Here is a 19,484-nt window from a genome sequence, read left to right as displayed (position 1 = left end):
TGAAGCAAATCACCATTACGCAAGAATGCGCAACAGCAAACAGGCTTCAGAGGGAGTTGAATCAGACTATACCGCTACCGCTGGCGCCAGCCTTTGGTGGACGGAGTGTAGCCTGTTTTTCACGATAGCCAGTTGCACGATAGCAGGCAACCGGATCAATAGCCGCACCGGAACGGGCGCGTGCCATAGCAAGGATAGGACTGACATCAGTGCGGAACGCCTGTTTCAGTGTTTGTGCTGCCAGCAGCACATCATTGTTTTCCTGATATGCGCTCAATGCCTTGCGGTCTACCAGTGCAGACTGTACAAAAGAACGTTGTACCTCGATAGCACTGGACATCAGACTTTCTATAGGATCGGTCACATTGTGTGACTGATCCAGCATGTAAGATGGTTTGAAGGCGTCACCGTCACGCTGTGCTACGTCGGCCAGTTCATTGAAGATCAGGAACAGCTGGAAAGGATTGATACTGCCGGAATCCAAATCGTCATCACCATATTTGCTGTCATTAAAATGGAAACCACCCAGTTTGCCGAATTGCGCGAGGCGGGCAACAATCATTTCTATGTTGGTATTTGGCGTATGGTGGCCAAGATCAACCAGGCATTTTGCCTTAGGGCCCAATTCGGTAGCACAGGCGTAACTGGTACCCCAGTCAGCAATCGTGGTGGCATAGAATGCCGGCTCAAACAGTTTGTGCTCGATGTACATCAGCCAGTCTGCAGGCAGTGCCTTGTAGATGTCGCGCATGCTGTCGAGATAACGCTCAAGTGCACCACGCAAATTGTGCTGCCCCGGGAAATTGGCGCCATCGCCCACCCATACGGTCAAACCTTTGGAACCCAGTGCACGACCCAATTCTATACATTCGATATTGTGTGCTACCGCTTGCTCGCGCACGGCTTTGGCATTGGCTGTCAGGCTGCCGAATTTATATGTATGTTCCTGATTGGCCTGATCCTGGAAGGTGTTCGAATTGACGGTATCAAATCCCAGGCCATGTTTGCTGGCAAATTCACGCATGGCCGCCAGATCGCTGTTTTTATCCCACGGAAAATGCAGGGATACAGTAGGCGTAGCCTGTGTCAGTTGATGGATGACAGCACAGTCTTCCAGTTTTTCCATAACGTCGCGTGGTTCGCCCTTGCCTGGGAAGCGTGCAAAGCGGGTACCACCGGTACCAACACCCCAGCTTGGCAAGGCTACGGCAAAGGTCTGGGCTTTGGCTGTCAGTTGTTCGATATCCTGTCCGCGTCTGGCCAGGATGCTGCCCAGGGCAGCATAGTCGGCATCCAGATTATTTTGCAGTTTGGCGTTATGTTCTGCCACCTGGCCGTGGTCAATTACTTTATCCATCTTATGTCTCCGTCTCATTGCTGACCTGATCAGATATCTAACTCAGGTCAATCTACTTTTTATATTTTAGCGCGTGAATGCAGCGGCATTGCCTGCATCTACGTTGATGATGTTACCTGTACTCTTGGCAGATTTGTCGCTGGCCAGGAAATACACTGCTTCTGCGATATCTTCCGGCAATACGCTGAGTTTTAACATACTGCGCTGACGATAAAATTCTTCGATATCATCTGCATCGATTTTATTCGAGACAGCACGTTCTTCTTTCCACTTGCCATCCCAGATACGTGAACCGCGGATTACTGCGTCCGGATTGACCACGTTGACACGTATGCCATGGGCGGCGCCTTCGAGGGCGATGCAACGCGCCAGATGAATTTCAGCCGCTTTTGCGGTGCAATAAGCAGATGCGCCAGCCGAGGCAACCAAGCCGTTTTTGCTGGCTACAAACACCATGCTGCCACCGATTTGCTGTTGTTTCATGATACGGAATGCGCTGCGACTTACAAGGAAGTAGCCTTTGACCAAAATATCCTGATTACGCTCCCAGATTTCCAGTGTCGTTTCATCCAGCGGTGCCGACGATGCAATACCGGCATTCGAGATCAGCAAATCGATACCGCCAAACCGCAAGGAAGTTTCATTCAGTATGGCGTCTACATCGCTTTCAAGGGTGATATTGGCACTGACGATGGCTACGTTGTCTTTACCTGCCACTTTGGACAAGACCTGATGTGCCTGGCTCAATGCCTCGCCATCGATGTCTGTCAACATGACACAAGCGCCCTCCTGCAACAACTGGCGTGCCACTGCCTGACCGATGCCTCCGGCGGCGCCGGTGACGAGTGCAATGCGGCCAGCAAGACTTTTAGGCTTGGGCATGCGTTGCAGTTTGGCTTCTTCGAGCAACCAGTATTCGATATCAAAGGCTTCCTGCTCTGGCAAACCTACATAGCTGTCAACACCATTCGCACCGCGCATGACATTGATGGCATTCACATAAAATTCTCCAGCGATCCGCGCAGTTGCCTTGTCTTTGGCAAACGACAGCATGCCTATGCCAGGGATCAGGTAAATAATCGGGTTGGCATCACGCACTGCCGGGCTATTTTCGTGCTTGCAACGCTCATAGTAGGCGACATAATCTGCGCGATATTGATTCAGGCCCTCATCCAGGCCGCTCAAAAGTTGATCAAAGTTAGGATGGGAAGGATCAAAGTCAATCACAAACGGGCGAATCTTGGTACGCAGGAAGTGATCAGGGCAAGATGTACCCAGCGCTGCCAATGCCTGCAAGTCTTTGCTGCAGACAAAATCCAGCACAGTTGTGCTGTCATCAAAATGACCAAGCTTGAATTCTGTTTTACTGATTTTACCGCGTAGCACCGGCATCAGGCGAGCAACCAGGCTGGCACGCTCTGCGGCTGGCAGCGCGCTGTATTTGGCACCGCCAAATGCTGGCTTACGGCTATTTTCTTCCAGCCATGATTCGGCACGCTGGATGATTGCCAGCGTGGTTTCATAGCAAGACTTGGCAGTATCACCCCAGGTGAACAGACCATGACCTTCAAGGATGATGCCTTTCAGATTCGGCTGCGCTTGGGAAACTGCTTCCAGTTTCAAGCCCAGATCATAGCCAGGGCGCTGCCATGGCAACCAGCCCAGCTCACCTTCGAATATTTTTTGCGTCAAATCCTTGCTATTGGCACAGGCCGCAATAGCGATGACTGAATCAGGATGCATGTGGTCAACATGCTTGCGATTGATATACGCATGCAATGGTGTATCGATACTGGCAGCGCGTGGGTTAAGGTTGAAGGTGCAATGTGGCAAATAAGCCACCATTTCATCTTCCAGCGCCAGTCCACGATAGCGGCCTTTCAGGGAGTGCAACTTATCCATGTACAGCGTTGAGAAGCCATCCATCTTGATGCTTCCCAGATCACCGCCAGAACCTTTGACCCACAGTACTTCTACCTGCTCGCCAGTCAGGTAATCCGGCATCATCACCTTCGCAGAGGTATTGCCACCGCCAAAGTTAGTAATGCGCATATCAGAGCCGAGCAGATTTGAGCGATACAGCAATAATTCTGGCTCAGTCAGGCCAGCTGCGTATGCATCGTCCCAAAGTGAAGTAATAGGCTTCTTCTGCTCGGTTTGCATCGTTGAGGTCATACATTCTCCGTGATTAATTAGTGTTTTATGACAAATTCTTTAGCCTGAAGCCTTGAGTGATCAAGATCTGAGCGGATCAATCACATCACTTGCTCATTTGAAGCATTTTGTCCGTTTTGGCAGTGGCAGTCAGTAGAAAACAGCCAGCTTTGAGTGTCAATACAGAAGTAATCAAGAAGCTGATCGAAGTCACAATAGTCAGCATGATGATTGAAATTTTCATAGCCAGATTAATGCATAGGAAAATAATCAGTTATTTGATCGATTTATGATTGACGCGCGATTTTTAAGTGATTAGTCTCGCTATACGCCAGCAAATTACTACGAAATAATGACTGGTAGCATGCCGCAATAAAGATAATAGACGGCAACAGACGGAGACAAAAATGGTAAATCACAAACGCCGTAAGCGTTTGCTGAAGCTGCTCGCCGAGCATAATTCAGCAAGCGTTCAGCAACTGGTAACATGGCTCAGCGCATCCCCCGCTACTGTCAGGCGCGATATCAGTTGGCTTGCAGCCCGTAATCTGCTTACCCGTACGCGTGGTGGCGCAGAAAACCTGCAGCAGGTAAAACGATCAATTGCGCTCACCAGCGAGACCTTCCAGAACAATATCAAATGTTATGCCGACAGAAAGCGGGCAATCGCACGCTATGCGGCAAACATGTGCAATGACGGTGAAACCATCATCATCAATGGCGGTACGACGACCTTCATGATGGCTGAGTTCCTGGTCGATAAGAAGCTCAAGATACTGACAAATTCTTTCATGATGGCAGAGCGCCTGCTGGTCTCCAGTGAAAATGAAATCATCGTTCCTGGCGGTCGCGTGTATCGCGAACAGAATGTCATCCTCAGCCCTTTTGACAATGACATCACTCAGCATCATTACGCTGGAAAAATGTTCATGAGTGTTTATGGTCTGTCATTGCTGGGCCTGATGGAAGTAGATCCGCTCTTGATACAGGCTGAAAAACGTTTGATCAGCCAGGCCGAAGAATTGATCGTTCTGGCAGACAGCTCCAAATTCGCAAAAAAAGCTGGTCTCATCCTATGTGGCTTGAATCGCGTATCTTGCCTCATCACTGATCATTACGCGTCTGACTCTGCCGTACAGTTGCTTGAGCAGTCTGGCGTCAAAGTCATTACCGTAGCACCGGAAGAATTGCCAGCAAAAGACATATTAAATAAATTTACAAATGCTTATGACACTGAGTCTGCAAGCATGTTCCAGACGGAGACAGTTTGATGAAAAGAAGAAAAGTGATACTGGCAGCAATTGCATTGAGCATGCTGGGTGCCATGCAGGGTTGCGAACAGAAATCAGACAAAATAAAAATTGCCATCGTGGTTAAAAATCTGGGCAATGGTTTTTTTGACGCTGCACACGAAGGTGCCAAAGAAGCAGCCAAACAAATTGGTAATGTAGAAATCATTTATACAGGCCCAACCACCCCAAGTGCTGAAGGCCAGATAGAAATCATCAACTCGCTGATCAGTCAAAAGGTCAATGCCATCGCCATCTCAGCAAATGATGCCAATGCGCTGGTTCCTATCACCAAAAAAGCCATGCAACGCGGCATCAAGGTCATCTCTTTCGATAGCGGGATCGCGCCAGAAGGCCGGTTGATGCAGCTCAATCCATCCAATGCTGAATTGATAGGTATCAAGCAGCTGAAAATGGCATCCAATGCGACTGGTGGCAAAGGTGAAATCGCCATCCTGTCTGCATCTGCCCAGGCGACCAACCAGAACATCTGGATTAATGTCATGAAAAAAGGCCTGGAAAAACCTGAGTTTGCCGGCCTTAAACTGGTGGCAACTGTGTATGGTGATGACCAGTCCGATAAAAGTTACCGCGAAGCGATAGGCCTGTTGCGCAGCAATCCAAATCTAAAAGTGATTATTTCCCCTTCCACTGTTGGCATCAACGCTGCCAGCAAGGCCGTGGTCGATGAAAAACTGGTCGGCAAGGTATTCGTTACCGGACTGGGCTTGCCATCAGAAATGGCGGGACACGTCAAAAGCGGTGCCGTTAAGGAATTCGCCATCTGGAATCCCATTGACCTTGGTTACGCTGCGACTTATATCGCCAATGAATTTATCAAAGGCAATCCAGATGCCAAGGCAGGTGGCAGCTTTACCATAGGCCGCATGGGTACAATCAAGATTGATGCCAACGGTGAAGCAGCAATGGCCCCACCCTTCACTTACGACAAAGAGAACGTAGAACAATTCTCCAAGATATTTTAAGTAAAGACACTTGTTCAGTACCGGCCCGTGATGCACTTCAACGGGCTGTCTGGAAATAGAACCAGTTGCATGTGAAAATTTATGCCAGCAGCACATGCTTGTGCTTGCCAGTTTTTTACGCAGGCAACTGACTTCTTTTCTATTATTGCCTTGCCTTATATTAATGACCTTAATGACGAACGAGCACAACCCGTTTCCCATCGCCCCGGATGGTTCACCTGCGGCACCTATTCTGACATTGACCGGTATTTGCAAACGCTTTCAAGGCGTCATTGCATTACACGAAGTTGCACTCAATGTGCGTGCAGGTGAGGTCATGGCACTGATAGGTGAAAACGGCGCTGGCAAATCCACTTTGGTAAAAACACTGAATGGCATTTATCAGCCGGATAGCGGCAGTATACATATCGCGGGCAAGCAAGTTCGCTTCGCCAATCCACAAGATGCCATGCTGGCAGGTGTTACTGCTGTTCATCAAGAAACCGTCATGTTTGACGAATTGACGGTGGCAGAAAATATTTTCATAGGCCGCCAGCCCATGTGCGGCTTTCCGGCCCGGGTAGATTGGGTATTGATGGAAGCGCAGTCTGAAAGACTGTTTGCCAGACTGGAAGTGTCGCTGCCGGTACGCGCCAAGGTCAAGGACCTGAGTGTGGCTCAGCGTCACTTTGTCGAAATTGCCCGTGCCCTTTCGCAAGATGCACGCGTGGTCATCATGGATGAGCCGACCGCATCGCTGTCACAACGGGAAATTCAAGAGCTTTACCGCATCATCAGGCAATTGCGCGCCGCCGGTACTGCAGTGATTTTCATCTCACACAAGTTTGATGAAATCTATGCTGTAGCCGATCGCTACACCGTTTTACGTGATGGCCATTTTGTTGCTGAAGGAGCACTGGCTGATATCTCTGAACCGGATCTGGTGTCTCTCATGGTAGGGCGCTCCATTCATCAAACCTTCCCCAAGCAAGATATGGTCATAGGCGACACCTTGCTTGAGGTAAAAGATTTTTGTCACCCTACCGAGTTTGACAAGGTCAGTTTTTATTTGCGCAAAGGTGAGATTCTGGGGTTTTATGGTCTGGTGGGTGCGGGCCGTTCAGAAGTCATGCAAGCCCTGTTTGGACTCAGCAGTGGCGTCACTGGCAGCGTAAGCCTGGAAGGCAAGGTATTGGCCATCAAATCAGCCAAAGATGCGATATCCCATGGCATAGCTTATGTTCCGGAAGACCGGCAACATCAAGGTGGCCATCTGACCATGTCGGTGCAGCAAAATATCACCTTGCCTATCCTTGATCGCATAGGCTTCCTGCTCGGCAGGCGACGCAGCGAAGAAGCAGCAATTTCAAGACACTACAGCGAACAACTGGAACTCAAGGCTAGTCATTTGACGCAACTGATCGCCGAGCTATCTGGTGGCAACCAGCAAAAAGTCATCCTGGGCAAGTGGCTGGCAACCAAACCCAAAGTCATCATCCTGGACGAGCCAACCAAGGGCATCGATATCGGTTCCAAGGCTGCGGTGCACCGTTTCATCAGCGAACTGGTTTCAACCGGATTGTCAGTGATACTGGTGTCATCCGAATTGCCGGAAGTACTGGGCATGTCTGACCGCGTTATCGTCATGCATCAGGGACATATCAAAAAAATATTTGACAGAGCACATGCCACGCCAGAGAGCGTAGTTGCTGCGGCGTCTGGCAGTGATGCATCAATAGTGGAGATAGCAAAGGAAATGGCAGAGGAAATAGCATGAACCGTTTGAAGTATTTGCAGCAGAGGGAAGTTCTGCTGGGATTGATGATCGTTTCTCTGATAGTCCTTGTTGGGCTACGTGCGCCTGTTTTTCTCAGTGTATCAAGTCTGTCCAACTTGCTGACCGACAGCACGCTGTTGATCATGCTGGCGGTGACCCAGATGTTTGTCATCATTACACGTGGCATCGATTTATCAGTGGCATCCAATTTGGCGCTATCAGGCATGATGTCTGCCTTGCTGGCTTCCAAACTTCCTGATCTACCTCTACTACTGATTATCTTGGTGGCAATCATCATAGGCCTTGGCCTGGGATTGATCAATGGCTACCTGATCGGTTATTTGGGTCTGCCGCCTATCGTCGTAACGCTGGGCACCATGAGCGTCTATCGCGGCCTGGTGTTTGTATTGTCTGGTGGTGCCTGGGTATCGTCACACCAGATGCCTGCCGCCTTCATCGCCTTTCCACTCAGTCAGTTACTGGGAATTACGCACCTGGTCTGGATTGCCGTCATCGTTATTGCTGCGATGTGGTATCTCGCCCGCTATACGCATTTTGGCAGGGACTTGTATGCCATTGGCAATCAACCAAATGCTGCCAACTATATAGGCATCCCTACCCCGCGCCGCCTGTTCTGGACGTATGGCTTGTCAGGATTGATGGCTGGCTTATGTGGTTACCTGTGGGTGGCACGTTACGCAGTGGCCTATACGGAAATTGCCTATGGCTTTGAATTTACCGTGATTGCAGCCTGCGTCATTGGTGGTATCAATATCGCCGGTGGTGCGGGTACAGTATCTGGTGCAGTACTGGGCTCACTGTTCCTGGCAGTCATCAACAACGCCCTGCCCATCATGAAAATTTCGCCCTTCTGGCAAAGCGCACTGACCGGCGTTGTGATACTTACCGCGGTCATGATCAATGCCCGTAGCAATAAAAAAAGCAGCCGCCAGATTTTGCCTTTGCAACTGCTGAAAAAAAATGCAATCAGGAGCAGTACGTGAACACAACCACCATGACACCATCAAATAACAGCTCACGCTACACCATACGCGACCGCGAAGATTTTCAGTTAAAAAAAATCTTCTCGCATTGGGAAACTCTGCTGGCTATAATGTTTGTAGCAGCCTTCATTATCAACAGCCTGGTGTTGCCGAATTTTTTTGATTTGCACAATCTGGCGGATGGCACGTTCAACTTCAGTGAAAAAGCACTGATCGCCTTGCCCATGGCCTTGCTGATCATCTGCCGCGAGATTGATATTTCTGTGTCCGGCATATTGGCATTGTGTTCAGTTGCCATGGGGCTGGCGAATTCACATGGTTTCCCAGCTTACACTTTATTGTTCATCGCCATATTTACTGGTGCAGCCTGTGGCAGTTTGAATGGCTTGCTGGTCACTCGCTTTGCCCTGCCTTCCATCGTCGTGACGATAGGCAGTGTGTCACTGTTTCGCGGTCTGGCCAGCGTGGTTCTTGGCGACCAGGCATTTACTTCTTATCCGCAATTATTAATCGACTGGGGCCAGGGCTATTTCTTTGATCTCATTCCCAGACAATTCATCGTCCTGTTGTTCTTCGTGATACTGTTCGCGATTCTGCTGCATGCAACCAGTTGGGGACGCCGCATCTATGCGATTGGCAACAACCCTGTTGCTGCCAGATTTTCTGGTGTGGCAGTCGATAAATACCGCTTCATGCTGTTTACACTGACCGGCGCCATGGCTGGCCTTGCAGCGTTTTTCCTGACGGGACGCATCGGCAGTACTCGCCCGAATATTGCTACAGGATGGGAGCTGGAAATCATTACCATGGTGATCTTGGGTGGTGTCAGCATCTCGGGCGGCGCTGGAACGATTATCGGCGTGTTCCTGGCTGTATTGACATTAGGTATCGTCAACTATGGCATGGCATTGGCAAACATCCCCGGCATTATCATGACCATCATCGTCGGCATCCTGCTGCTGGTCACGATTGCCCTGCCCCGTCTGATGAATCTTAAGAAACAAAGAAAATAAAAAGCAAATGAAGCAGAACGCCAGTATCGTTCTTGACATAGGCAAGACCAATGTAAAGCTCAGCCTGCTTGATGCGCAGGCAAATACTTTGGCCGAGCAACGCTGCGCTAATAACATCGTCCAGGACGGCGTCTATCCGCATCATGATACCGAGCGGATATGGTCGTGGATGCTGCAGATATTCAGTGAGTTTTCCCGGATTGCCAGGGTATCAGCAATCATCCCTGTGACCCACGGTGCAACTGCTGCGCTGGTGAATGGTAATGACTTGGTGCTGCCAGTTCTGGACTATGAGTCAGAATTGCCTGAGCAGGATAATCATCAATATCAGCCGCTACGCCCGCCATACCAGCAAAGCTATTCTCCTGATTTGCCAGCAGGCCTCAATCTGGGTCGTCAACTGGCCTGGCTGCAAAACAACTACCCACAGGAATTTGCCAAAGCCTCACATATACTGATGTATCCACAGTACTGGGCATGGCGCTTGTCCGGTGTTGCAGCAACTGAAGTCAGTTCACTGGGTTGTCATACAGACTTGTGGGACACCGGGCAGCAGAAATACTCTTCTTTGGTGGAGAAAAAGGGATGGGCTTCCCTTTTCCCTAGCATGCAAAAAGCCTGGACCAGGCTGGCAACGATACGTCCCACATTAGCAAGGGAAACCGGTTTGCCAGCAGATTGCCAAATAATATGCGGTGTGCATGACAGCAATGCATCTCTGTTACGTCATCTGAAAGATGCGGGTAACAAGCACCGTACAGTTCTATCGACCGGCACCTGGACGATCGCTGCCGTCTTGGGCGCAGATCAGGAAGGGCTGGACGAACATGCGGATATGCTGGCCAATACCAATGTGCTTGGTGAAGCAGTTTCCTGCATGCGCTTTATGGGCGGGCGCGAATTTGCCATTCTGGCAGGTCAGGAATCTGTGACTTGTACGCTATCCGATATCAGCAAACTGATCAGTCAAAATACCTTTGCCCTGCCCTGCTTTGCCGAATCAGGTGGCCCGTTTTCTGGACAATTGGCTAGAATATCAGGGCAGGTACCAGAAAATATGCAGGAAAGATATGCTCTCGCCACTCTGTATTGCGTACTCATGACAGATTATTGCCTGGAAAAACTGAGGTCAGAAGGCGATATCATTATTGAGGGAAGTTTCACCAACAATCCCTATCTGGCAGCATTGCTGGCTAGCTTACGGCAGCAGCAAAACATCGAGCTATCAAATGATACCAGTGGCACCACTTATGGGGCCTGGATGCTGCATCACTGGGAAAAATTACCTAACCTGAATTCGCAAGCCGTTGCCGTGAGCAAACTGGAACTGACCGGATTACTCACTTACAAGGCTATGTGGCGCGAATTGGTGACGTCCAGGTAAGTCAGAATCGATCCAGAAATTCATCAATGGGAACCTGTTACCTGGTTCCCATTTTGCGTTTTTCAGCCGCTAATCATTTGATAAACGGACATAAGCAGGTGCATCACGGTCAACCTGCAAGCCCTGCTCAGTCAGTAATAACTCAACGACCTGCAAGGAACTGCGTCGCTGTTCCTTGCCATCTTTTTTCTGGTCGGCACCACGTTTTCCAGGATGGGTGAAATAAAATAAAAATGCCCTGTCACCGTTGACGACAACATCGGGATGCCCGCCGATGACGCCGTCATCTTCGCCATGGCCTGGTATTTCAAGCAGATTAACGCCCACCTGACGCTTCCAGCTCAGTAAGTCATCTGAACGATATATAGCCAGCCCACGCCATACATCAGTAATCATCCACCATTGCTCTTTCCAGCGAAAAACCTTGGGCCCTTCCCCACTTTGATCGCCAACGGCCTTGCCTTTGTCTGTCCATTTTTCAAGATCAACGCTGTCAGCATAGTAAATAGATTTTTTGTCCACTTCATTGTTGTACCACATGCGATATCCACCTTCCGGCAAACGCAGCACCGTGGCATCAATCACCCTGTCAGAAGCAAGCTGCAATACCTTGGCATTGCGCCAGTGACGTAAATCCTGGCTACGCAGATGTACCATGTAGCGAGGATGTTTCCAGTCATTAAAGATACCGGGTACCACCGTCAGGAACATATGATAGCTGCCATCATCAGCCCGGATGATATCGGGCGCCCAATGAGTAGACTCAAGCCCGCCCATGGATGGCGGCAACTCCATGTCTGCTTCGCCTATGTAATGCCAGTTGGCACCTTCGTCATCTGATTCAGCTATGCCTATGCGTGTCCCGTGTACCCAGGCGACTCCAGATGCATCAGAAACATTAGCCCGCCGGTTGGTGTAAAACATCCACCATTTCCTCAATCCTATATTACGCACAAGCACAGGATCTGCAGCTCCATCCATGATGGGGTCTCTGAACAAAGGCTTGGCGGCCAGCTTGCCCTGATTAATCATGGGCGCACCAGGTTGACCAAAATCCGGTGTTCCATCGGCGTTCCAGCTGAATGTCTGTGCGCGGGTATGTCTGTTCGGGTCATTCAACGCATTACCCTTGATTTCACGGTAATCGCGTGCGTGATACACGAGTACGTCTGTTTTGCCATCAGCAGTAGTCGCGAAGGAATTGTGTCCAGGACCATACTCATTACTTGTAATATTACTTTTGAATACAGGTTGCGCAGATTTGCTCCATGCCTTTGCATCAAGTAGATTCGCATTTGCTGATGCCGTCACTAAACCCATGCAGTAGTTTTCGTCGGTAGCACTGGCGGAATAGGTGATAAATATACGATCATTCCTGATCAATACCGCTGGCGCTTCATTGACTTCGTATTTACGCTTCTCCCAATCATAATCTGGACGCGACAATAAAATGGCAGGCCCGGCAATGGACAAAGGGGTATCCATTTTCGCCAGATAGATATTGGTATTTTTTTTATCCGGCGCAGGGTCACGCTGCGTCCACACCAGATAACGCTGGCCAGCATGGGCAAACGTCGTCGCATCCAGGGCAAATGATTCCCACCCTGTCTTGATCTGACCTCGCTCTATCCACTCTCCGTCAAGAGGATTGACCGCACTGCTTTCCAGCGCATACAGGCGTATATCCCAGATAGCATCTGCCCTGCCAGCAGTAAAATACAGATACCACTTTCCATCAATAAAATGTAATTCTGGTGCCCAGATGTGATGACTCATGGGGCCCCTGACATTTTTGCGCCAGATGACTTTCGTATCTGCAGCACCAAGTTCATTGATGCTGCGTGCACGCCTCAACTCAATACGGTCATATTCTGGCGCTGTAGCAGTAAAGTAATAATAGCCATCTGTGTGTAAAAATATTTGCGGATCTGCCCGATTCTTCACTAAAGGATTATTAAAGACAGGCTGGGCAGACGGCGCGCTACCAACAGACATCAATACTATCCATATCAGGCTAAGGATGGCGATCCGGCACTTTACATGTGAAGTCATAAGGAATAATTTAAAAATTAGAGCATGCAATAAAAAACCAGCCATCTGCACTAGCATGGCTGGGTCAAATACTGCGATTAACAAAAAATCTTACTGATTAATTCTTGATCGATACACCGATGAAATAACGACGACCAGACCATGCCAGCTCATTCGGACGAGACAGATCACCTGCATCCGTGATATTTGCCTGATCAGTCAGGTTTTTGCCTTCAAAAGAGAAAGTGATAAACTGGTTATAGCGATATTGAATTTTGGCGTCCAGATACCCAGTCTTTTCGTTATAAACCGGGTTTTTGGAAACATCCTCAGTGCCAGTGTAGTAACGATCACGATAATGGTAGGCAAGACGAGCATTGAATCTGTCTTTGTCGTACCATAAGCCAAGGTTGTAGGCATTCTTAGACATCCCAGCATAAGGCAGAATCGAACCATCCAAGGGATTCAAACGCTCAGTACCTGGGGCATAAGTAAAGCCCATACGGGTATAGTTAGCGTCCACGCCAAATCCACTCAGGAAACCCGGCAAGAAAGTCAGTGCTGTTCTGCCTGCAATTTCCACCCCTCGCGTAACTGCACCAGGGAAATTGACGGGCATATTGACGTCCCACAAAGTCCCGTCCTTAAACAAATCCACACTCTTGACATTTGTTTTTACCGCGTTACCAACCGTGATGTTTTTACGGAACAAAGCAAGACTAAGCTGACTATCTGAATTTGGATAGTATTCCAAACTCAAATCTGTATTGGTGGCCTGGAACGGCTTCAGAGAAGGGTTACCTGCCGTGCAATCATCTGTTCCATCACCACCAAATTGCGCTGCACCGCTATTTTTGGTACAAGTAGCATTTGGGACAATATCAGTGATTCTTGGACGAGACATAACCTTGCCCCAACCAATGCGCACCAGAAATTGATTTGGTATCAACCATGCACCTGCGTTAAAGCTAGGTAGCACATTCGAGTAAGTGTTATCGATACTTGTTACTGAATTAGAGACAATTAATGTAGTGAAGGCCGTCGATCCCGGCGTCTTTTCTACGTTGACTTGCTGTCTGAACAACCCCTGAGAAACATCGCGAGTTTGTGTATAACGAACACCAATATTGCCGAAGATATCTTTGCCAAACAACTCGGTATCAAAGTCTGCGCGCAAGTAGACAGATTTGACTTTTTCGTCAACAACATAAGCAGGAATCTGTGGATACATTTTGCCATCACTACCCGGCGCGTTATACAGATAGTCGTGATTGAAATGCGTCAAATCAAAATTAGATGCAACACTTGCAAATGATGGCGCAACCCAGTTTGCAGGCAAATTGCTCACTCCACTATAGCCTTTGAAGAAAATACCTGGCGAAGTCGAGAATGCTGACTGCGCTAATGCAGCCATGGCGGAAGCATTAATCGATTTGGTCCATGCATTCGCATCTGCAAAATTTGCTGGTCCGACAGTTGCACGCAACACATTCGTAGTGTTCAATGGGTCATAGCTATAAGTCTGATTGATATTTGCTGTTTGCACATACACATCATCTGCTGTACTGTTCAGATCATTACCTGCACTTGCCAGGTAACCACCTGCGCTGTATTGACTGGATTTTGCCTGCTGCGTCTGTACACCAAACCAGATGCGAGAAAGAAAATCAGTATTCAACTTATACTTAAAATCAAGTTTGAGTTGGTCTTCCTTATTGATCGTTTCAGATGGACGGTATTGCAACTGGGCAGAGACATAAGAATTCGCATTTGAGGGATTGTATCCTGATGGATAAGTAAAGTGTGGCTGTCCCGCTGAATCGAGATTTACTTGCAAGCCGGGAGAGTTTTGCGTCAATATCAGGTTATTCGAATCACTGCTGTACGTGGATTTAGCTGATGATGCCAGGCCTTCTACATCCAGACGTTCACCTTTATAGGTAAAGCCAGCTGTCGTATATTTAGAATCAATCTTCAATCCAAAATCGCGCAAAGATGTGCTAAAGCCTGCCTGCCCGCCATTCGGCGAAGCTGCGCTACCGGGTACCAGGCAGTTACCCAATACATACTGAGTAACGATATGATTTTCCACAATCATGCCAGCTGGCGTCGTGGTTGTTGAAACCGGCGTGCATGAGCCGCCGGTTGGCACAGCAGTGGCCGCAGCATAGGTTGGCAAAGTACCTGTACTGGACAAGCGGGTGACCGCACTGAAGTCTGTACCGTAGTTGTAATCCCGGAGTTTTTGATTCTGGATATTGGTCTGGTAGCTTACCCAGGCGTTCAAACGATCAGTAAATTTGTATTGCGCCGTCAGTTCAGCAGAAGTTCTTTCATGATCACGCTCCCAGATACCATAACGGGCAATCTGTGGTGAATAGTCATTCCATTGCGAGACACAGCTAGCCTGCAATGAGGCGGTAGCAGCAGCTGCCGTCTGCGTTGCATTGGCGGGGCTGCTCAGGTTGGAACAGTCAGCTTTGGAACCTACGCCTGCCAATACCGGATCAATACTGGGAACCGTTTTTTGCGGAGAAAAGTCCCAGTCACGGAAGTAACGCCATGAAGTATTTCGGGAAAAATCACCACGCGTCAAGACCTTGTCGTAGATAACATTCGCCATCAGCCCGAGGCGGTTATCAAAAAATTTGTCGGTGATAAAGAGATTGACACGTGGCTGCACGCCACCACGCTGTGGAGCCTGCTCCCCGGCAACACTGCCAACAACAGTCATTTTTTTGAAATCGAGTGGCTTGCGTGTCGTAATTTGTACTGAGCCGCCAATACCACCCTCCGTCATATTGGCTGTCACACCTTTGATGACATCTATCGAAGAAATCAATTCTGCGGGCAATTCACGCAAATCAGCGCCACGACCGGCGCCCCCGGTAGTGCTCAGTACTGAAACGCCATTGACTTCAATTCGATTCAAATCCGGCTCAACACCGCGAATGGAGACACTAGTGCCTTCGCCAAACGAACGTTCCAGCTGCACACCAGTAACACGCGAAAGTGCTTCGCCGACGTTTTTGTCCGGGAATTGACCGATATCTTCAGCAACAATGGAATCAGCTACTGTATCTGCACGCAGTTTTCTGTCAATTGCGGAGGCTACTGATTTTCGGGTGCCAGATACAACGACAACGTGATCAGCCCGCTCTTTGGTGTCTGCTGGCTTTTTTGCTTCCTGTGCCATGACTGAGTTGGCAGCCATGACAGATAGTACAGCCAGGGCTGTACCTTTGAGTTTAGGGTTAAAAAATTCTTTTTTACCGCGATTGTTCAACACAATTGTCTCCTCCATTTGTCGGCCATGTATAGCCTGTGTTATTAGCTGCATCCGACCAATTTTTTTGGCCTGTCATTCAATCCAGCTGATTCAATGAAAAAGATTTTAAGTGATGATGAAATCCAATTACGCACATAAAAAAAAGAATCAAGAAAGTGATTGGTTTTTAAGCAGAAATTTGATCATTTCAGACGAGAAAATGAAAAAATGATTGAAACTGATTATAGATTTCCAAGGTATTTTATGCGATGCAACATGCGATATTGGAGAGAAAAATACATCAAAAAGACACTGAAAAAATTTGGATGGGAGTTTTTCATCGCCCGAAGAGCAAGGCCAGACAAGGCATTCGAAATCCCTCATTAAGAAATACGGGAAATGCATAATTGAAATGTCTTGCTATTTACTTGTCCGTATCTTGCACTGCCAACTCGCGCAAAATATCAAGCATGGCTTGCGCACCAGGCGACAAACGATGTTGCTTTCTGGTGACAATACCATAGGCATCCATACGTAATCCAAGATCAAATGGCAGGACGGTTAACAACTCGGCATCGAGATAGGTACGGATTAAGTCTTCCGGCAGAGCGGCCACCATCTCAGTGGCCATCAATAAACTGGTAATCACCGTTAGCGACAAGGTTTCTACCGTTTCTACCGGTTGATCAAGGCCGTGTGACAAGAAAAGAGAGGTGAGTCGATCACGCAAAATACTGCCATTAGGTGGCAGTATCCAGGCCTCTTTCGCAAGATCATTCAGAGTCAGTTTTTTTCGCTGCGCAAGGGCATGCTTGCCACGTGCAATCAGGCTGTGAGGCTCATCGGTCAGAGGTTCAAAATTCAGTTCTGCGGCAGATTCAGAATCGAGAATGCGGCCTATGACCATGTCCAGTTCTCCGGCACGCAAACGCTGTATCAGTATTTTGCTGGTATCAACCTGTATGGCAACATGCAAGCGCTTATGGCGGGACTTAAGCAGGCTTACTGCTTGCGGGATGAGATTCATCGATGGTGTCATGACTGAACCTATCGAGACAAAACCGCTTAAACCGGACAACAACTCCATGACTTCTTGATGGGCTGCATTCATTTCTGCCAGCGCTGCACCTGCTCTGCGTATCATGATCTCGCCATACCAGGTAGGTGATATGCCGCGTGGCAGGCGCTCAAACAACTGCACACCGAGGGCATACTCAAGTTCTGTCAGCAATTTGGAGGCTGCTGGCTGAGTCAGATGCGCAGCCTCAGCCGCATGAAAAATCGAACCATGGCGTCCCAACTCAACCAATAACACCAGATGGCGTGTTTTCAGGTGTGTGCGTACAAAGCGATCGGGGTTGGTGTTGCTCATGGTGTCAGCAGTTGAGGCTAAGATCAATCATGATACAACTGCGAGCGCCCCCCATCAATCAGGATATCAGTAGCATTGATGAAACGTGCTTCGTCGCTGGCCAGAAAAACTGCCGTGTAAGCGACTTCTTCTGGCATTCCTATGCGACGGCAAGGCAACAGCGCGGCCTGCCGTTGTTGCTCGGCCGCCGGGTCAGGGCAACTGGCAAACCATGATTGTATGGCTTCAGTCATTATCAGGCCGGGTGATATGGAATTAACCCGTATCCCTCTCGCTGCATATTCTATCCCCAGAGACCTGGTCAGGCCTATCAAAGCATGCTTGGCAACCGGATACGGAAAACATCCCGGTATGATTTTATGTCCATGTACAGAAGCGATATTGATGATACTGCCAGCAGCCTGTTCAAGCATGAACGGCAGCACTGCACGAGTAGTATTCCACGCACCTTCGAGATCGACAGAAAAACAACGTTGCCATTCTTCATCTGTCATCTGCAAGGGATCTGCGAACACGTTCATGCCAGCATTGTTGACTAGTACATCCACTTTCCCAAATTTTGTTATCGTCTTATCGACCAAGGCCCGCATGGCACCAGCATCGGCAACATCTGCCTGGACAAAAAGACTGTGCCCGGTGCCCAATTCAGACGAGATACGCTCAGCAGCAGCATCGTGAATGTGACTATTCAGTACGACGCGTGCGCCTTGCTGTACAAAGAGACGTGCAGTAGCAGCCCCTATGCCCAAGGTGGAGCCAGTGATGATGGCGACCTTGCCACGCAATCTTTCGCACATCTGATTATTATTGACTGAGTATGAATCGTTCATGATTTCCTCGCAGACCGGTTTTTTAATTGATCCAACAATACCGCAGCCAGCAAAATAAAACCACGCATCAGGTACTGATAAAAAGCATCTACATCCAGCAAGTTCATGACATTCTCTACCGTTCCCATGATCAGAACACCGACCAGCACTCCGGTGATTCTGGCTTTTCCACCTTGCAGGGACACGCCACCCAGTACGCAGGCAGAGATGACATCCAGTTCAAAACCTTGCGCCGAATTTGGTTGCCCGCTAGTGATGCGGGATGCGAGTATCAGCCCCGCCAGTGCAGTCACCAATCCTTGCAACAAAAATATCCAGATACGCAAGCGTTCGACCCGGACACCAGCAAGACGTGCGGCATCTGGATTACCACCAATCGCCAAAGTATTTCTTCCAAACACAGTATGATTGAGCAAAATACCAAATATCAAAAAACAGGCTGCAACAACCAATACTGGAAATGGCAAGCCAAAAATACGACCGTCACCAAAACTGATGAAAGTTTCATTGGAAATGCCGACCGCCTGGCCTTTTGAAACAATGAATGCCAGGCCGCGCACCATCAGCATGGTCGCCAGTGTAGCAATCAGGGCATTTACCCGCAAATAGGCAATCAATACTCCATTACCTGCGCCTATCAGTGCGCCAGCCAGTAAACCACCGCCAACTGCGAGCGTGATACTGCCGCTACGCTCGAGAATGATCGCACCCAGCACGCCAGTGAAGGCAATAGTCGATCCTATGGATAAATCAAAATCACGTGAAGCAAGACACATCATCATGGTGCAAGCGACCATGCCTATCTGTGCCACAGAGAGCATCAATCCGACAATATTGGTACCTGAGAAAAAATTTTCTACTGAAAAGGACAGCACAATAAAAAGTAAGGCATATGCCAATGGCATACTCTGCTCATGCAACCAGTACCGGGTCGTCCTCATAATATTCTTACTGTTCATACTATTGTTTTGTCCCGGTTTTATTTGCTGAACTGTTGATACATCATCTGTCTGTGCAGGATTAAGGGAAGACATGAAAGA

Annotated in this window: 13 protein-coding genes; 6 read left to right on the top strand and 7 right to left on the bottom strand. The window is 48.7% G+C overall.

What is annotated here, in order from left to right; translation table 11 throughout:
* Positions 1 to 61 precede the first annotated feature (61 nt).
* Together rhaI and ACO0LN_RS24990 are read right to left on the bottom strand one after the other, a co-directional pair.
* Positions 62 to 1,357, bottom strand: a complete 1,296-nt coding sequence (rhaI, locus tag ACO0LN_RS24995; protein WP_422978566.1) for an L-rhamnose catabolism isomerase — start codon at positions 1,355 to 1,357, stop codon at positions 62 to 64.
* 66 nt (positions 1,358 to 1,423) lie between these two features.
* On the bottom strand, positions 1,424 to 3,532 hold the full coding sequence (locus ACO0LN_RS24990) for a bifunctional rhamnulose-1-phosphate aldolase/short-chain dehydrogenase (RefSeq protein WP_422978564.1): 2,109 nt from the start codon (positions 3,530 to 3,532) through the stop codon (positions 1,424 to 1,426).
* A gap of 386 nt (positions 3,533 to 3,918) precedes the next feature.
* On the opposite strand from ACO0LN_RS24990, the gene ACO0LN_RS24985 reads away from it, so the two are divergent.
* The 6 genes from ACO0LN_RS24985 (at position 3,919) to ACO0LN_RS24960 (ending at position 10,943) form a co-directional block, all read left to right on the top strand.
* Complete coding sequence (locus tag ACO0LN_RS24985) at positions 3,919 to 4,782, top strand: DeoR/GlpR family DNA-binding transcription regulator (RefSeq protein WP_162059020.1); 864 nt, start codon at positions 3,919 to 3,921, stop codon at positions 4,780 to 4,782.
* A complete protein-coding gene (gene rhaS / locus ACO0LN_RS24980) occupies positions 4,782 to 5,786 on the top strand; it encodes a rhamnose ABC transporter substrate-binding protein (protein WP_422978561.1) in 1,005 nt (334 codons plus the stop codon). The genes ACO0LN_RS24985 and rhaS overlap by 1 nt, the downstream gene beginning before the upstream one ends.
* Positions 5,787 to 5,958: 172 nt before the next feature.
* A complete protein-coding gene (locus tag ACO0LN_RS24975) occupies positions 5,959 to 7,542 on the top strand; it encodes a sugar ABC transporter ATP-binding protein (RefSeq protein WP_422978559.1) in 1,584 nt (527 codons plus the stop codon).
* Entirely contained in the window at positions 7,539 to 8,546 is a 1,008-nt protein-coding gene (locus tag ACO0LN_RS24970) for an ABC transporter permease (RefSeq protein ID WP_422978557.1), read from the top strand. The genes ACO0LN_RS24975 and ACO0LN_RS24970 overlap by 4 nt, the downstream gene beginning before the upstream one ends.
* Complete coding sequence (locus ACO0LN_RS24965; protein WP_422978555.1) at positions 8,543 to 9,559, top strand: ABC transporter permease; 1,017 nt, start codon at positions 8,543 to 8,545, stop codon at positions 9,557 to 9,559. Before ACO0LN_RS24970 ends, ACO0LN_RS24965 begins: the two co-directional genes overlap by 4 nt.
* 7 nt (positions 9,560 to 9,566) lie before the next feature.
* Entirely contained in the window at positions 9,567 to 10,943 is a 1,377-nt protein-coding gene (locus tag ACO0LN_RS24960; protein ID WP_422978553.1) for an FGGY-family carbohydrate kinase, read from the top strand.
* Between the two features lie 69 nt (positions 10,944 to 11,012).
* Here ACO0LN_RS24960 and ACO0LN_RS24955 read toward each other — a convergent pair whose 3' ends face one another.
* The 5 genes from ACO0LN_RS24955 to araH form a co-directional block, all read right to left on the bottom strand.
* Positions 11,013 to 12,938: a family 43 glycosylhydrolase gene (locus tag ACO0LN_RS24955; RefSeq protein ID WP_422978551.1), complete on the bottom strand. Its 1,926-nt coding sequence runs from the start codon at positions 12,936 to 12,938 to the stop codon at positions 11,013 to 11,015.
* 154 nt (positions 12,939 to 13,092) lie between these two features.
* Positions 13,093 to 16,263, bottom strand: coding sequence for a TonB-dependent receptor (locus ACO0LN_RS24950; protein WP_422978549.1), 3,171 nt, complete (start codon positions 16,261 to 16,263; stop codon positions 13,093 to 13,095).
* Between the two features lie 403 nt (positions 16,264 to 16,666).
* Positions 16,667 to 17,614 carry a LysR substrate-binding domain-containing protein gene (locus ACO0LN_RS24945; RefSeq protein ID WP_422978547.1) on the bottom strand — a complete coding sequence of 316 codons (948 nt, stop codon included), beginning with the start codon at positions 17,612 to 17,614 and terminating at the stop codon, positions 16,667 to 16,669.
* A gap of 23 nt (positions 17,615 to 17,637) precedes the next feature.
* On the bottom strand, positions 17,638 to 18,411 hold the full coding sequence (locus tag ACO0LN_RS24940) for an SDR family oxidoreductase (protein ID WP_422978633.1): 774 nt from the start codon (positions 18,409 to 18,411) through the stop codon (positions 17,638 to 17,640).
* A 29-nt stretch (positions 18,412 to 18,440) separates the two neighbouring features.
* Positions 18,441 to 19,478: an L-arabinose ABC transporter permease AraH gene (araH, locus tag ACO0LN_RS24935; RefSeq protein WP_422978545.1), complete on the bottom strand. Its 1,038-nt coding sequence runs from the start codon at positions 19,476 to 19,478 to the stop codon at positions 18,441 to 18,443.
* Positions 19,479 to 19,484: the final 6 nt, after the last annotated feature.

The sequence above is a fragment of the Undibacterium sp. TC9W genome (assembly GCF_049339865.1).
Lineage (GTDB): Bacteria > Pseudomonadota > Gammaproteobacteria > Burkholderiales > Burkholderiaceae_D > Undibacterium.
The sequence above is the reverse complement of the archived record's forward strand: the minus strand, read 5'-3'. Positions and strand labels throughout refer to the sequence as shown.

Excerpts from the sequence above, each read along its gene's own strand:
- rhaI (WP_422978566.1), bottom strand. The coding sequence starts at position 1,357 with ATGGATAAAGTAATTGACCACGGCCAGGTGGCAGAACATAACGCCAAA.
- ACO0LN_RS24990 (WP_422978564.1), bottom strand. The coding sequence starts at position 3,532 with ATGACCTCAACGATGCAAACCGAGCAGAAGAAGCCTATTACTTCACTT.
- ACO0LN_RS24985 (WP_162059020.1), top strand. The coding sequence starts at position 3,919 with ATGGTAAATCACAAACGCCGTAAGCGTTTGCTGAAGCTGCTCGCCGAG.
- rhaS (WP_422978561.1), top strand. The coding sequence starts at position 4,782 with ATGAAAAGAAGAAAAGTGATACTGGCAGCAATTGCATTGAGCATGCTG.
- ACO0LN_RS24975 (WP_422978559.1), top strand. The coding sequence starts at position 5,959 with ATGACGAACGAGCACAACCCGTTTCCCATCGCCCCGGATGGTTCACCT.
- ACO0LN_RS24970 (WP_422978557.1), top strand. The coding sequence starts at position 7,539 with ATGAACCGTTTGAAGTATTTGCAGCAGAGGGAAGTTCTGCTGGGATTG.
- ACO0LN_RS24960 (WP_422978553.1), top strand. The coding sequence starts at position 9,567 with ATGAAGCAGAACGCCAGTATCGTTCTTGACATAGGCAAGACCAATGTA.
- ACO0LN_RS24955 (WP_422978551.1), bottom strand. The coding sequence starts at position 12,938 with ATGTCTGTTGGTAGCGCGCCGTCTGCCCAGCCTGTCTTTAATAATCCT.
- ACO0LN_RS24945 (WP_422978547.1), bottom strand. The coding sequence starts at position 17,614 with ATGAGCAACACCAACCCCGATCGCTTTGTACGCACACACCTGAAAACA.
- ACO0LN_RS24940 (WP_422978633.1), bottom strand. The coding sequence starts at position 18,411 with ATGTGCGAAAGATTGCGTGGCAAGGTCGCCATCATCACTGGCTCCACC.
- araH (WP_422978545.1), bottom strand. The coding sequence starts at position 19,478 with ATGTCTTCCCTTAATCCTGCACAGACAGATGATGTATCAACAGTTCAG.